Raw genomic sequence first — 13009 nt, 5'->3', positions numbered from 1 at the left:
CCCGACGGCTCAGGCACTCGGCGCGCGTCGGGATGCCGGATGGGCGGCATAGCCTCCGACGGCGCCCAGTACGCGCGCTGCGGCGACCAGCAGCGCCGCGGTGAGGCTCACACGCAGCAACAGCGTGCCGATGGCCGCTCCGGCGAAGACCGCCACCAGGGCGGCTCCGTGGAAGGGCGGAAGGTATCCGACGTGTCACCGCCCACCGCCGACTTCCTGATCCAGGTGATGAGGGTGCCGGTCACCAGCGTGGTGTTCACCAGCGCCCCGAGTCGCCATATCGTCGCGCTGCGAACCCCCATGGCCACCGCGGTCAACGCGATCAGCGCCTTCGGCAGCGGATCGGAGCCAGGCGATACGGGTATGCGTTGTTCCCGTCCCTCATGGCCGGAGCGAGTGTGATCACCTGACGGACCTTCACTTCTCACTTCACGAAGCGGTACTTCAGGTGGGTCGCCAGGGGCGTGCCGACCATCCTGACCTGCTCCAGGTTCTGTCGCTGTGCGCCCGGGCCGTCGAAGAGCCGCAGGCCCTCGCCGAGGAGGGCGGGCACCACGTGCAGTTGCAGCTCGTCGATGAGTCCAGCGTCGAGGTACTGCCGCACCGTGCTCGCGCCGCCCGCGATGTCGACGTTCCTGTCGCCGGCCGCGGCCCTCGCCCGGTCGAGGGCGCTGTGCATGCCGTCGGTGACGAACGTGAAGGTGGTTCCGCCCTCCTTGGCCAGGGTCGGCCGAGGGCGGTGGGTGAGGACGAAGACCGGCGTGCGGAACGGGGGGTTGTCGCCCCAGAACTCCTCGCCCGTGTCGTACATCATGCGGCCCATGACCACCGCCCCGGTGGCGTCGAACCACTCACGCATCAGCCGGGAGTCCTCGTTCTCCTCCCCGCCCGTCATCCCCTGGCGTTCCCGCCAGCTCGCCAGGTTGTGGATCCACTCGAAGAGGGGCTCGGCGCCGTTGCCTCCCGGGTTGTCGATGCCGACGTCGGTGCCGGCGACGTAGCCGTCGAGGGAGATGGCCAGATCCGCGGTCACGGTCACGATGAGTACTCCTGGGTGCTGGGGTGTGCTGCCTTCACTCTCACGTCGATCGGGAACGGGTGAATTCGACACACCTGTGATCGCGTTTCCGCCGTCCTGCCCCTGCCCCTTTACGCCCGCTTCGCCCTCGCCGGCACGCACAGCCACCCCAGCGCCGCCGCGACCAGATACGCGACCGCTCCCACCGCCATGCTGACCCGGAGCCCGGCGTCGTAGTCCGTGGCCGTGGCGAGCAGGGTGCCGCCGAGCGCCACGCCCGTGGCGCTGCCGATCTGGCGGGTGGTGTTGAACAGGGCGGAAGCGGCGCCCGAGTAGGCAAAGGGCGCGGCGCCCATCACCGTGGCGGTCGAGCCGGTGAGGGCGAAGGACGTGCCGAAGCCCGCGGCCATCATCGGGGCCACCAGCAGCGCGTAGGCGGGATCGGCTCCGGCGGCGGCCCAGCCGGTCAGTCCGAGGGCGGCCAGGAGCATGCCGCAGATCACGAGCGGCCGATCACCGGTCCGGCGGGTCAGCCGCCCGGAGAGGACGGAGGCGAACATGGTCATCGCCACCGCGGGGAACAGCGCCAGCCCGGTTCCCAAGGCGCTGTAGCCGCGCTGGTGCTGGAACTGGAGGCTGGCGGTGAACACCATGCCGTAGAAGCCGAAGTTGAACAGCAGGCCGATGGCGGCTCCCCCGCTCATCTCGCGGGAGCGGAGCAGGTTCAGGGGCAGGACGGGAGAGCGGGCCAGCCGTTCGCGCACCACGAACGCCGTGGTGGTCAGGGCGGCCAGGCCCAGCCCGGCCAGCACGGCCGGATCCAACCAGCCCCGTCGTCCGGCCTCGTTGAGTGCCGCGGTCAGCAGCGCCACGGTCGCCACGACCGTGCACTGTGCCGGCCAGTCCAGGGCCCGGCCGGTGCGCCGGGGGGAGCGGGCGACGTAGCGCAGTGTCAGCAGCGTGCAGGTCACTCCGACGGGCAGGTTGATGAGGAACACCCAGCGCCAGCCCACCGTGGAGACGAGCAGTCCGCCCAGCAGCGGTCCGGCGGAGGCCGCGATGCCGGCCATCGAACCCCATAGTCCGAAGGCCCGTGAGCGTGCGTCCGGCTCCGGGTAGGCCTGCTGGAGCAGGGCCAGGGAGCCGGGCACGATGAGTGCCGCGCCCAGGCCCTCCACCAGCCGGGCCGCCACCAGGAACAGGGTTCCCGGCGCGAGCGCGCACGCGGCCGAGGCCACGGTGAACACCGCCACGCCCGAGCAGAAGATCCGGCGGTTGCCCAGCCGGTCGCCGAGCGCGCCGCCGGTCAGCAGGAACCCGGCGAACACCAGGGTGTACCCGTCGGTGATCCACTGGATGCCGGTGAGGGAGGCCGACAGCTCCCGGCCGATGACGGGGACGGCGACGTTGAGGACCGTCACGTCCAGGATCACCATGAAGTAGCCGGCGCACACCGCCAGCAGCGGCGCCCAGGGCTGAGGCCGTCGCTCGGGCCGCGGGGCCCGCTCGCCGGAGGGCTTGGGCTGCCCGCCATCGGCCGACTCCGCGAATGCCACCGCCCCGGTTCCCTCCCGTCCGCAGATACCCCTGCACCAACGGGAACAATAAGGGGCATATCTCCCTGATGCGGGGAGCCGGGGCGCGTTCCGCAGCCGACGGCTAGCGAGCCACCGCCTCCGCTCCCGCCCGCGCGAACTTCTCGTCCAGCGCCCCGGACGGAGCACCCGCGACGCCGATCCCGGCGATGGGGGCGTTGCCCGCGGTGACGGGGACCGCGCCCGCCAGGAACAGCGTGCCGGGGATGTCCTTCAGGTTCGGGGCCTGCTCCAGGCGCTCGGCCAGCTGGGAGGTGGGGGCGTTCCAGGCCACCGCGGTGAACGCCTTGCGCTCGGCGGACTCATAGGACTGCGGGCCGGCGCCGTCGCCGCGCAGGGTGACGATCGTGTTGCCGTTGCGGTCCACGACGGCGACCGTGACGCGCTGGTTCTCCTTCTCGGCGGCATCCAGCGCGGCCTGCGCGGCCCTGCCGGCGGCGTCGATCGTCAGGTGGGTGGAGGTGGTCGTGGCCCGGGCCGGGGCGGCGGCCGAGGTCGCGGCGGCGGACGTGGTGGCCGGGGCCGAGGCGTTCGCCGACACCGCGCCGAAGCCGGCCAGGGCGACGACGGCGAGCACGGCGCCGCCGGTCGCGACGCGGGCCCGGCGGGAGAAGGTCTTGCGCACTCGGTTCATGGGTCGGTCGACTCCTTCGATGGGCGGGGGCGGCCCGGTTGCCGCCCTGCTTCGTCCGCTCTCCACCCTCCGTGCGGAAACAGGCACCGGCCGTCGACGTTCCGGATGCCTTCGCGTCGCACTACGGGCGGCACCGGGGTCATCCGATCGGTTGACCCACCCGGCCCTCACACCGGGTCACAATAGAGGTGTTTGCCCAGTTCAGCGCATGCGTGTGGGAGGGGAGGCAGCTCCGGATGGGGAACCGGTCGTACGTAGCGGGCACCGTGGACGCCCGGTGGCTCGGCGTCGTGATGCACGCGGCGTTCTTCCTGCTGCTCGGCGGCGCGCTCGCCCGGTTCCTGCTGCGCCACCCCGGCGAACCCCGCACCCCCTGGATCATCGCGCTGTGCGTCGTGCTCGCCGTGCTGCACCTGCTGGGCCCCAGGGCCGGTGACTCCGGCACCCGGCCCGCCCGGAGGCACACCGCGTGGTTGACGCTCGTCGTCGTGGTGTGGATGGTGCTGGTCGTGCTCGCGCCCAGCTTCGCCTGGTGCGCGGTGCCCCTCTTCTACACCGGGCTGCGCACACTGCCGCCGCGTGCGGCGCTCGTTCTCGTGGCCGTCCTGACTGTGTTCGTCGTCGCCGCGCAGGTGCAGCTCGCCGGCCGCTTCGACCCCAACCTGGTCCTCGCCCCACCGGCCGTCGCCGCGCTCGCCACCGCCGTCTTCCTGCAGATGGAACGGCACACCGTACGTCAGCGTGGGCTGATCGACGACCTGATCCGCACCCGCGCCGAACTCGCCGCCGCGGAACGCCGCGAGGGCACCCTCGCCGAACGCCAGCGGCTTTCCATGGAGATCCACGACACGCTCGCCCAGGGCCTGTCCAGCCAGCAGATGCTGCTCCAGGCCGCGGACCGGGTGTGGGAGACCGAACCGGGCAAGGCCCGCGCCCATGTCCGCACCGCCGCGTCCGTCGCCGAGCACAATCTCGCCGAAGCCCGCCGCTTCGTGCACGACCTCGCCCCCGCCGACCTCGCCCGTGGCGGCGGCCTCGACGAGGCGCTGCGTGCCCTGGCCGCACGGGAGTCCGGTGCGCGGCTCGCCGTACGCGTCCACACCGACGGCGACGGCCGCCTCCCCCACCTGCCGGACCGCATCCAGTCCGCCCTGCTGCGGATCGCGCAGGGCGCCCTGGCCAACGTCCGCGAACACGCCGGTGCCCGCACCGCCGCCCTCACCCTCACGCTCCTCGACGACGAGGTCGTACTCGACGTCTCCGACGACGGCCACGGCTTCGACCCCGCCGCCCGGCCCGCCCCTGACGCGTCCGACGCCGGACGCGGGCACGGGCTGCCCGCCATGCACGCCCGGCTGCGCGCCCTCGGCGGCACCCTGACCATCGAGTCCGCCCCCGGCGAGGGCACCGTCCTGTCCGCCGCCGTGCCCCTCCCCCTGGAGACACCCCGATGAGCACCGACCGCGCTCCCGTACGCATCCTGGTCTGCGACGACCACACCGTCGTACGGGCCGGACTGCTCGCCCTGCTCGACAGCGCCCCCGGCATCGACGTCGTCGGCGAGGCCGGCACCGGTGAGGAAGCACTCGCGCTGGCCGCGAGACTCACCCCGGACGTGGTGCTGATGGATCTGCAGCTCGGCGAGGGCATCGACGGTGTGGAGACCACCCGCCGCCTCACCTCCTCCCCCGGCCCCGGCGCCTCCCCCCACGTCCTGGTCCTCACCACCTACGACACCGACGCCGACATCACCCGCGCCATCGAGGCCGGCGCCACCGGATACCTGCTCAAGGCCGAGCGCGCCGACGAACTCTTCGCCGCGATCCACGCCGCCGCCGAGGGACGTACCGCCCTGTCCGCGCCGGTCGCCGGCCGCGTCATGGCCAATCTGCGCCGGCCCCGGCCCACGCTCACCGACCGCGAACGCGACATCCTCGCCCAGCTCGCCCGCGGCATCGGCAACCGGGACATCGCCCGCGCGCTCTACATCAGCGAGGCCACCGTCAAGACCCATCTGCGCCGCATCTACGACAAGCTCGGCGTCGACACCCGCGCGGGCGCGGTGGCCGTCGCCAAGGAACGCCGACTGCTGCCGTGACCTGTCTCGACCGCGGTGCGGTCAGGTCGGGTCAGGGGCGAGGGCCACGCTCCGCGGTCCAGGTGATGGCCGGCGGCACGACCCGCGCGCACAGCGGGCCGCCCCGCGCATCGGTGCGGCCGAGACGTCCCACCAGCAGGCCGCCCGCTACGGCGCCGTCGAGCACCTCGGCCGGGACGGCGTCCGGCATGAGCTTGGCCCGGCGGAACATCGTGCCCTCCCCGACGTCGTCGACGGCGCCCCACGACAGGTGGACGAACCGGCCGCCCGGGCGGCCCTGCACATAGGGGCCCCTGATGTCGGTACCGGCCGGCGATGCGGTGGCCGTGCACTCCAGGCTCCAGGTGGCGGACGGGGCGTCACCTCGCTGTGGACCGAGGAGTTCGGCCGGGCGGTCGCGGCGCTGCACGGCCACGCGGATGTTGCGGTACGGCGGGCCGGTGCCGTCGGCGGACGGGCAGGTGAGTCCGGGGAGCTGGTCGGCGTCGATGCGGATGCGCAGCATGGCGGCCATCAGCGCCGCGATCGAGGCTGGTCGTGCACTGGATGTGCTGATCGTTTCGAAGGGCGCTGCCTCAGCGCCGTGTCGGTCCGGCAAGCCGGGTCGGGCGGAGCAGGAGGAGGGCGACGTCGTCCGTGTGGTGGCGGTCGGTGGGGCGGGTGTGGTGGACGAGGTAGTCGACCAGGTGGTGCAGGGGGAGGTGGCTCGCCTCGCCGAGGTGGTGGGCGAGTTCGGCCGTGGTCTGGTCGATGTCGGCGCCGGGGACCTCCACGAGGCCGTCGGTGTAGAGCGCCAGGAGGGCGCCTTCGATCAGGGGCAGGGCTGTGGGCGGGAAGGCGGTGGTGCTCATGCCCATGCCGATACCGAGGGGCGGGCCGGGGTCGATGTCGACCGTGTGGGCGTGGGTTTCGGGGTGACGCAGGAGCGGGGGCGGGTGGCCGGCGCTGGCGAGGGTCACCTCGTGGCGGGCCAGGTCGAGGTGGGCGTAGAGGCAGGAGACGAATCGGCCGGCCTCCAGGTCGGCCAGGTCGCGGTCGGTGCGGGCGAGGACCTGCGCGGGACTGGCACCGGCGGTGGCGTGGGAGTGGACGGCCGTGCGGACCTGGCCCATGAGGGCGGCCGCCGTCGCGTCGTGGCCCTGCACGTCGCCGATGACGGCCGCGACGGTCGTCTCGGTCAGGCGGATGAGGTCGTAGAAGTCGCCGCCGATGTCCATGCCGTGGCTCGCGGGCAGATAGCGGGCGGCGACGTCCAGTCCGGCCACGGTCGGCAGGGTGCGCGGCAGCAGGGTCTGCTGGAGGGCGTGGGCGAGGCTGTGCTTGGCGTCGTAGAGGCGGGCCCGGTCCAGGGCCTGGGCGATGAGACCGGCCAGCGGCGTGAGGATGGAGCGTTCCCCGGCGGTGAGGGTGTGCGGGTGGTTGTACGCGAGGACGAAGCAGCCGAGGGGGCGCCCGGAGGTGATCAGCGGCAGGAACGCCCAGGCGTGTTTGTCGCTGATCTGCGGCGCCTTGGGGTAGGCGCGGGCCAGCTCCGCGCGGTCGGCGAAGTAGGAGGAGCTACCGGTGGCCAGGGCACGGCCGGCCGGGGTGAGGTCGGCGTCCGCGGGCAGGCCGTCGAGTTGTTCGATGGTGTTCGGGGTGTATCCGCGGTGCCCGATGATCTGCATACGGCCGGCGTCGACGGTGGACATGATCATGCCGTGGGCGCCGAAGGCGGGCAGGATCTGGTCGGCGACCAGGTCGACGACGTCCTGGACGCCGACGGCCTCGGTCAGCGAGGCAGCCAGGTACACCAGGAGGTGGATGCGGCTGGTGGCCGGGGCGTCGATGTGGACGGGCTGGGTGTCGGCCGGCCGCACCGGCGGGCCGACGGGGTCGCCCGGCGTGATGAGGACGCTCATGCCGCCGGCGTCCGCGTCGAACCGGAAGCTGAGCCACTGGACGGAGGGGCGCAGGACCGTCAGGGCGAGGGGCTCGTGGCTGATCAGGGCCGTGCGGTAGGCGTCCATGAAGGCGACGTTGTCCAGCCAGGACAGTGACTGCCACAGCTGGGTGCCGAGCAGGTGCTCGGAGGGCCGGCCCAGGAGTTCGGCCGCCGCGGGGTTGGCGAAGGTGATCCGCCCCTCGCGGTCGAGGGCGAGGGCGCCGAGGGTGAGGCGTTCGGCAAGCTCGGTCGCGGCGAGCGCCGGCTCCACGCGTCGTACCTCCCGGGGGCGGAGCGGGACGAAGCGGGGCCGGTCCGGTACGGCCGTGGGGCGGGCGGCGTCCAGGACCCGGGCGACGCGTCGGGCGCTCAGGGCGATGCCGCCGCGCTCGCGGAGCGTCAGTCGGCCCGGACGGTCGGACCGCCACATCAGCATCAGCGCACCACGGCTGTCGCGCAGACCGGTGAGGGGCGCGATCGCGAAAGCCACCCGGTAGGGCATGTTCGCCGCCGCGCGCGGATACGACCGGGCCAACTCCTCCTGGGAACTCACCCAGACCAGCCGTTCCTCGTGTACGGCGTCCTGGGCCGGACCGGGAGCGGCCAGCGTCACCCGCCACCACGGCGCGACGGCCTCGACCGGTACACCGCAGATCGCGTGCAGGGCCAGTACCGTCCCCGCGGGGTCCGCCAGATAGACGCCCCCGGCCACGGCGCCCGTACGATGCACCGCCGCCGCCAATGCCCCGCCCAGCGGATCGGCATCGGCGGATTCCTCGGAGCGCCCGGTCACGTGGGACACACCCTCCCGCCCATATCAGGACGGTACGTCCGCGCGGCGGAGGCGGCACGCGGAGCGGACCGTGCGGAAGGGGCGCCGGGGGCAGATGGAACGGATGGGGGCGGGTCGTGGCGGCCCGCCCGGTGTCGGCAGGGTGGGGCCGGGTTATCGGAGCGCCGCCGCGACCATCCCCCGGATCACCTGGTCCGACACGGTTCCGCCGCCCACCAGGCGGTCGAAGACCAGCCCGTCCACGCAGGTCAGCAGCGTGATCGTGCGGTCCTCGGCGTCCGCGACGCCCTGCGCGGTCAGGAAGTCGTGCACGACCTGTCGTCCCGCGTTCCGGCGCGGCACGAGGATCTCCCGCAGTTCGGGGTGGTGCACGCTCTCGATGGCGCAGGCGTAGCGCGCGAGGGTGCGTCGGCGGCCGTCGCCCGTGAGTCGTCGCTCGACGAAGGCGGCGATCCCGGTGGCCAGTTCGTCGGCGTTCCGCGGCACCGGGGTCTGTGCCCCGATCACCTGGAGTTCCGCCTGGTCGAGGGCGACCAGACGGCGGACCAGGGCGGTCAGCAGTGCCTGGCGGGTGCGGTAGTAGGCGGACGTGGTGCCGGACGGCAGGTTCGCTGCCCGGTCCACCGCGCGGTGGGTCAGTCCCCGGATTCCGGCCTCGGCGAGGACGTCGATGGCGGCGTCGGCGAGGACGGTGCGTCGGTCTGTGGGCATACCCCTTTCTACACCTGTAGAGGATGGGGGTACTCTTCCTCGGGTTTCTACAGATGTAGAAGCCTGGCGGCGGGACGGACGAGGGAGGCCCGGTATGGGCGGCAGTGCGGTGGTGGTCGGCGGAGGCATCGGCGGGCTGGCCGCCGCGATCGGTCTGCGCCGGATCGGCTGGGAGGTGACGGTCGTCGAGCGCGCCCCCGTCCTGGCCGACGCGGGCGCGGGTATCTCCCTGCACGCCAACGGCATTCGGGCGCTGGACGTCCTCGGTGTCGGCGAGTCCGTGCGCGCGGCTGCGCGCCCGCAGTACACCGGGGGCACCCGTGTCCCCGGTGGCGGGCGGCTCGCCCGGATGGACGGGGCCGCTCTGGAGCGTGAGCTGGGCACGCCGATCGTCGGTGTCCCCCGGGCCGTGCTGCATCGACTGCTGCGTGCGGCGCTGCCGTCCGAGTGCCTGATGGTCGGGGCCGAGGTGACGTCCGTGGACCGCTCCGTCCCCGGTCGGGTGCGGATACCCGTCGGGGGCGCCGTCCTGGAGGCGGATCTCGTCGTGGGCGCGGACGGGGTGGGCAGTCGGCTGCGTGCCCGGTTGTTCCCCGGGCATCCCGGCCCGGCCTACAGCGGGTCGACCGTGTTGCGTGCCATCACCGGGCGTCCGGTCGAGTTGGCGACGGACTTCGAACTGACCTGGGGCAGGGGCGCCGAGTTCGGCCACATCGCGTTCGCCGACGGCCGGGCCGAATGGCACGCGGTGCTCAACTCGCAGCCCGGCGTGCGGTATGCGGACCCTCTCGCCGCGATGCGCCGCCGCTTCGGCGACTGGCACGATCCGATCCCGGCGCTGCTGGCCGCGACCGAGCCGGAGGCCGTACTGCACCACGACATCCACGAGTTGGCGACTGCGCTGCCGTCGTTCACGGCAGGCCGGATCGCCCTGCTCGGTGACGCGGCGCACGCCATGACCCCGAACCTCGGCCAGGGAGCCTGCCAGGCGCTGGAGGACGCGACGGTGCTGGCCGCCGCGCTCGCCGACGAGCCCACCGTCGAATCGGCGCTGGCCCGCTACGACGCCGAGCGCCGCCCGCGCAGCCAGTCCGTCGCGCGCGCCGCCCGCCGGGCCGGCCGGATGGGGCAACAGCTGGCGCACCCCATGGCCGTCGCCGTACGCAACACCGCCCTGCGGCTGGCCCCCGCGCGCGTGACGGTCCGCGCGATCCTGCGCCATGCCGCGTGGACCCCGCCGGGAACGGGGTGGTAACCCCAGCGTCGATCCTGGTGGCTCCCCCATCGCGCGGGCTCGCCCTCTGCGGACATGGTGGGCCCATACAGCGACTTGGGGTCTCCTGTGGCCGGTGCGTGCGCCTCAGGTCCGGGCCGAGGGGGCAGATGTGATCAGGCGCAGAGGAGTGCTGGGCGGCTTGTTCGGCCTGGCCGTGACGGCCGGTGCGGCGGTGGGCCCGGCGACGGCCGCCGATGTGCCGTGGCCGGACGCCGCCGCCGGGTTCAAGGAGGCCGGTGACACCGGCGGCCACGCCCGGCTCCGCGAGCTCCTCCACCGGCTGACCACGGCCGACGGCGCCCCCGGCGCGCTCCTGGAAGTGCGCGACCGGCACGGCAGCACCGTCCTGACCAGCGGTGTCGCCGATGTGACGAGCCACGCCCCGGTGCACCCCGACAGCAGGTTCCGGATCGGCAGCATGACCAAGCCGTTCGTGGCGACGGTCATGCTGCGACTGGTGGGCGAGCGTCGCGTCGTACTCGACGCCCCGGTGGAGCGCCATCTGCCCGGCGTCGTCCGCGGGCATGGCAACGACGGGCGGGTGATCACCGTCCGTCAGCTGCTCCAGCACACCAGCGGCCTGCCCGACGTCCTCGACCATCTCAGCCCGGCGGAGATCCTCAAGGACCCGCTGGCCCACCGCGACGTCCGCGACCTCGTGAACATCGCGCTCGCCCACCCCCCGACGTTCGAGCCGGGCACCGGCTGGCGCTACTGCAACACGGGCTATCTGCTGGCCGGCCTGATCATCGAGAAGGTGACCGGCCGCTCGTACGGCGAGGAGATCCGCCGGCGCATCATCGTGCCGCTCGGCCTGCACGAGACGTACGTACCGGGCGACGACCCGGCCATCCCCGGACCGCATCCGCGGGGGTACGCACGGCCGGGCAACGACGCGCCGCTCGTCGATGTCACCGCGATCAATCCCTCGGTCGGGGGTGCGGGCGGCGGGATGATCTCCAGTGGGAGCGACCTCAACCGGTTCCTGGACGCGCTCGTACGCGGCGAGCTGCTACGCCCCGCCCAGCTCCGGGAGATGATGCGGACCCGGCCGACCGGCAGTCCGGACGGACGGGCGTACGGCCTCGGCCTGGAGAGCAGGCCGCTGCCCGGCGGCGGCCGCTACTGGGGGCACACCGGCGACTTCCCGGGATTCGAGACGGCGGGCGGTGCCACGCTCGACGGCCGGCAGGCGACGGTCATGGTGAACCTCGGCCCGGGCGGCTCCGACGCACAGAGCGCCGACATGAAGGCCGCCGTCCGCACGGCGCTGTGCGAGGGCCGCCGCCCGCCCGCTCGCCGGTAGCCCGCTCCCCCACCGCCCTAAGGGACTGTTAGGACTTCGTTTCCGCTGTTGAACGGCCCTGTCGTGGCGTCGACTCTGTGTGCTCCCGGGCCACAGACAAGGGAGTTTTCGATGGCCACACAGACCACGGCCGTGGGCGCGAAGCAGTCGCGTCGCGGTGAGCGCAGGGTCGTCAGCAACATCCTGCGCGGATCGATCGGCAATCTCATCGAGTGGTACGACTGGTACGCGTACACCGCGTTCAGCGTGTACTTCGCCGCCGCGTTCTTTCCGTCCGGCGACCAGACCGCCCAACTGCTGAACACCGCGGCGGTGTTCGCGGTCGGCTTCCTGATGCGCCCGATCGGCGGCTGGGTGCTGGGGCGGTACGCCGACCGCCGGGGCCGGCGCGCGGCGCTGACGCTGTCGGTGACGCTCATGGCGGCGGGTTCGCTGATCGTGGCACTGACCCCGTCGTACGACGCGATCGGCGTCGTCGCGCCGGTGTTGCTGGTGACCGCGCGGCTGCTGCAGGGGCTGTCGGTCGGCGGGGAGTACTCGACCTCGGCGACGTACATGTCGGAGGTGGCCTCGCCCGGCCGGCGCGGCTACTACTCCAGTTTCCAGTACGTCACGCTGATCGCCGGGCAGCTGACGGCGCTCGGCCTGCAGATCATCCTGCAGCAGGTGCTCAGCGCCGCGCAGATGGAGGCGTGGGGCTGGCGGATCGCGTTCGTCGTCGGTGCGGCGGGGGCGATCGTGGTGCTGTGGCTGCGGCGCGGCATGGACGAGTCGGAGAGCTTCGAGCGGGCGGCGGCCGAGGACGGCGACGGCAAGGACGACGGGCCGGCCCGCGGCAGTCTGCGGATGCTGCTGTCCTATCCGCGGCAGTGCCTGGTGGTCGTCGGGCTGACCATGGGCGGCACGCTGTTCTTCTACACGTACACGACGTATCTGCAGAAGTTCATGGTCAACACCAGCGGTATCGCCAAGCCGACGGCGGCCTGGATCAACTTCTTCGCACTGCTGGTGTTCGTGCTGCTCCAGCCGGTCATGGGGCTGTTGTCCGACCGGGTGGGGCGGCGGCCGATGCTGATCGCGTTCGGTGTGCTGGGCGCCGTGGTCGTGGTGCCGTCACTGACCCTGCTGTCCCACACCAGTGATCCCGTGTACGCGTTCCTGCTCATGGTGGGTCCGCTGGCGGTCAGCTCCCTGTACACGTCGATCAGCGCGGTGGTGAAGGCCGAGCTGTTCCCGACGTCGATCCGGGCGCTGGGCGTCGGCCTGCCCTATGCGCTGACCGTGGCCCTGTTCGGCGGGACCGCGGAGTACGTCGCCCTGTGGTTCAAGAACGCCGGGCACGAGACCTGGTACTTCTACTACGTCACCGCCTGTGTCCTGGTCTCGCTGCTCGTCTACATTCGGATGCGCGAGACGTCGGACGGATCGCCGTTGGAGAGCGAGGCTCGGGACTGACTGGGAGGGTGGCGACCGTGCGCGTACTGCTGGCCGAGGACGACGACGGTGTGGCCGGTGCGCTGACGGAGGTCCTGTACGAGCACGGTCATCTACCCACCCGGGTGCGGCGCGGGGGGGGGGGGGGGGGGGGGGGGGGGGGGGGGGGGGGGGGGGGGGGGGGGGGGGGGGGGGGGGGGGGGTGTGGTGGGGGTTGTCG

General features: G+C 72.9%; 12 protein-coding genes. 6 read left to right on the top strand and 6 right to left on the bottom strand.

Annotated elements, in window-relative coordinates; genetic code table 11:
• Positions 1 to 39: 39 nt before the first annotated feature.
• Positions 40 to 402 (top strand): hypothetical protein, encoded by a 363-nt coding sequence (locus POF73_RS37095; RefSeq protein WP_272123656.1) that lies wholly within the window; start codon positions 40 to 42, stop codon positions 400 to 402.
• A 22-nt stretch (positions 403 to 424) separates the two neighbouring features.
• Here POF73_RS37095 and POF73_RS37090 read toward each other — a convergent pair whose 3' ends face one another.
• The 3 genes from POF73_RS37090 to POF73_RS37080 form a co-directional block, all read right to left on the bottom strand.
• Complete coding sequence (locus tag POF73_RS37090; protein ID WP_272123654.1) at positions 425 to 1039, bottom strand: dihydrofolate reductase family protein; 615 nt, start codon at positions 1037 to 1039, stop codon at positions 425 to 427.
• A 110-nt stretch (positions 1040 to 1149) separates the two neighbouring features.
• On the bottom strand, positions 1150 to 2574 hold the full coding sequence (locus POF73_RS37085) for an MFS transporter (RefSeq protein ID WP_443049699.1): 1425 nt from the start codon (positions 2572 to 2574) through the stop codon (positions 1150 to 1152).
• A gap of 103 nt (positions 2575 to 2677) precedes the next feature.
• Positions 2678 to 3247, bottom strand: coding sequence for a GlcG/HbpS family heme-binding protein (locus POF73_RS37080; RefSeq protein ID WP_272123653.1), 570 nt, complete (start codon positions 3245 to 3247; stop codon positions 2678 to 2680).
• 236 nt (positions 3248 to 3483) lie between these two features.
• On the opposite strand from POF73_RS37080, the gene POF73_RS37075 reads away from it, so the two are divergent.
• Complete coding sequence (locus tag POF73_RS37075; protein WP_272123652.1) at positions 3484 to 4701, top strand: sensor histidine kinase; 1218 nt, start codon at positions 3484 to 3486, stop codon at positions 4699 to 4701.
• Entirely contained in the window at positions 4698 to 5345 is a 648-nt protein-coding gene (locus POF73_RS37070) for a response regulator (RefSeq protein WP_272123651.1), read from the top strand. The genes POF73_RS37075 and POF73_RS37070 overlap by 4 nt, the downstream gene beginning before the upstream one ends.
• 31 nt (positions 5346 to 5376) lie before the next feature.
• Here POF73_RS37070 and POF73_RS37065 read toward each other — a convergent pair whose 3' ends face one another.
• From POF73_RS37065 to POF73_RS37055, 3 genes are all read right to left on the bottom strand, one after another.
• Positions 5377 to 5859, bottom strand: a complete 483-nt coding sequence (locus POF73_RS37065) for a DUF5990 family protein (RefSeq protein WP_272123649.1) — start codon at positions 5857 to 5859, stop codon at positions 5377 to 5379.
• A 61-nt stretch (positions 5860 to 5920) separates the two neighbouring features.
• Positions 5921 to 8062, bottom strand: coding sequence for a SpoIIE family protein phosphatase (locus POF73_RS37060; protein WP_272123647.1), 2142 nt, complete (start codon positions 8060 to 8062; stop codon positions 5921 to 5923).
• 153 nt (positions 8063 to 8215) lie between these two features.
• Positions 8216 to 8773: a TetR/AcrR family transcriptional regulator gene (locus POF73_RS37055; protein WP_272123646.1), complete on the bottom strand. Its 558-nt coding sequence runs from the start codon at positions 8771 to 8773 to the stop codon at positions 8216 to 8218.
• Between POF73_RS37055 and POF73_RS37050 the strand changes: the two genes are divergently transcribed.
• From POF73_RS37050 to POF73_RS37040, 3 genes are all read left to right on the top strand, one after another.
• On the top strand, positions 8733 to 10028 hold the full coding sequence (locus tag POF73_RS37050; protein WP_334313648.1) for an FAD-dependent monooxygenase: 1296 nt from the start codon (positions 8733 to 8735) through the stop codon (positions 10026 to 10028). The genes POF73_RS37055 and POF73_RS37050 overlap by 41 nt on opposite strands.
• 130 nt (positions 10029 to 10158) lie before the next feature.
• Positions 10159 to 11355 carry a serine hydrolase domain-containing protein gene (locus POF73_RS37045; protein ID WP_272123642.1) on the top strand — a complete coding sequence of 399 codons (1197 nt, stop codon included), beginning with the start codon at positions 10159 to 10161 and terminating at the stop codon, positions 11353 to 11355.
• A gap of 111 nt (positions 11356 to 11466) precedes the next feature.
• The gene (locus POF73_RS37040; RefSeq protein WP_272123640.1) at positions 11467 to 12810 is read left to right on the top strand and encodes an MFS transporter; all 1344 of its coding nucleotides are present in this window, start codon (positions 11467 to 11469) and stop codon (positions 12808 to 12810) included.
• Positions 12811 to 13009: the final 199 nt, after the last annotated feature.

It is taken from the genome of Streptomyces sp. HD (genome assembly GCF_028369295.1).
Classification (GTDB): Bacteria; Actinomycetota; Actinomycetes; order Streptomycetales; family Streptomycetaceae; genus Streptomyces.
The sequence above is the reverse complement of the archived record's forward strand: the minus strand, read 5'-3'. Positions and strand labels throughout refer to the sequence as shown.

Excerpts from the sequence above, each read along its gene's own strand:
- POF73_RS37095 (WP_272123656.1), top strand. The coding sequence starts at position 40 with ATGGGCGGCATAGCCTCCGACGGCGCCCAGTACGCGCGCTGCGGCGAC.
- POF73_RS37075 (WP_272123652.1), top strand. The coding sequence starts at position 3,484 with ATGGGGAACCGGTCGTACGTAGCGGGCACCGTGGACGCCCGGTGGCTC.
- POF73_RS37080 (WP_272123653.1), bottom strand. The coding sequence starts at position 3,247 with ATGAACCGAGTGCGCAAGACCTTCTCCCGCCGGGCCCGCGTCGCGACC.
- POF73_RS37065 (WP_272123649.1), bottom strand. The coding sequence starts at position 5,859 with ATGGCCGCCATGCTGCGCATCCGCATCGACGCCGACCAGCTCCCCGGA.
- POF73_RS37040 (WP_272123640.1), top strand. The coding sequence starts at position 11,467 with ATGGCCACACAGACCACGGCCGTGGGCGCGAAGCAGTCGCGTCGCGGT.
- POF73_RS37070 (WP_272123651.1), top strand. The coding sequence starts at position 4,698 with ATGAGCACCGACCGCGCTCCCGTACGCATCCTGGTCTGCGACGACCAC.
- POF73_RS37055 (WP_272123646.1), bottom strand. The coding sequence starts at position 8,773 with ATGCCCACAGACCGACGCACCGTCCTCGCCGACGCCGCCATCGACGTC.
- POF73_RS37050 (WP_334313648.1), top strand. The coding sequence starts at position 8,733 with ATGGCGGCGTCGGCGAGGACGGTGCGTCGGTCTGTGGGCATACCCCTT.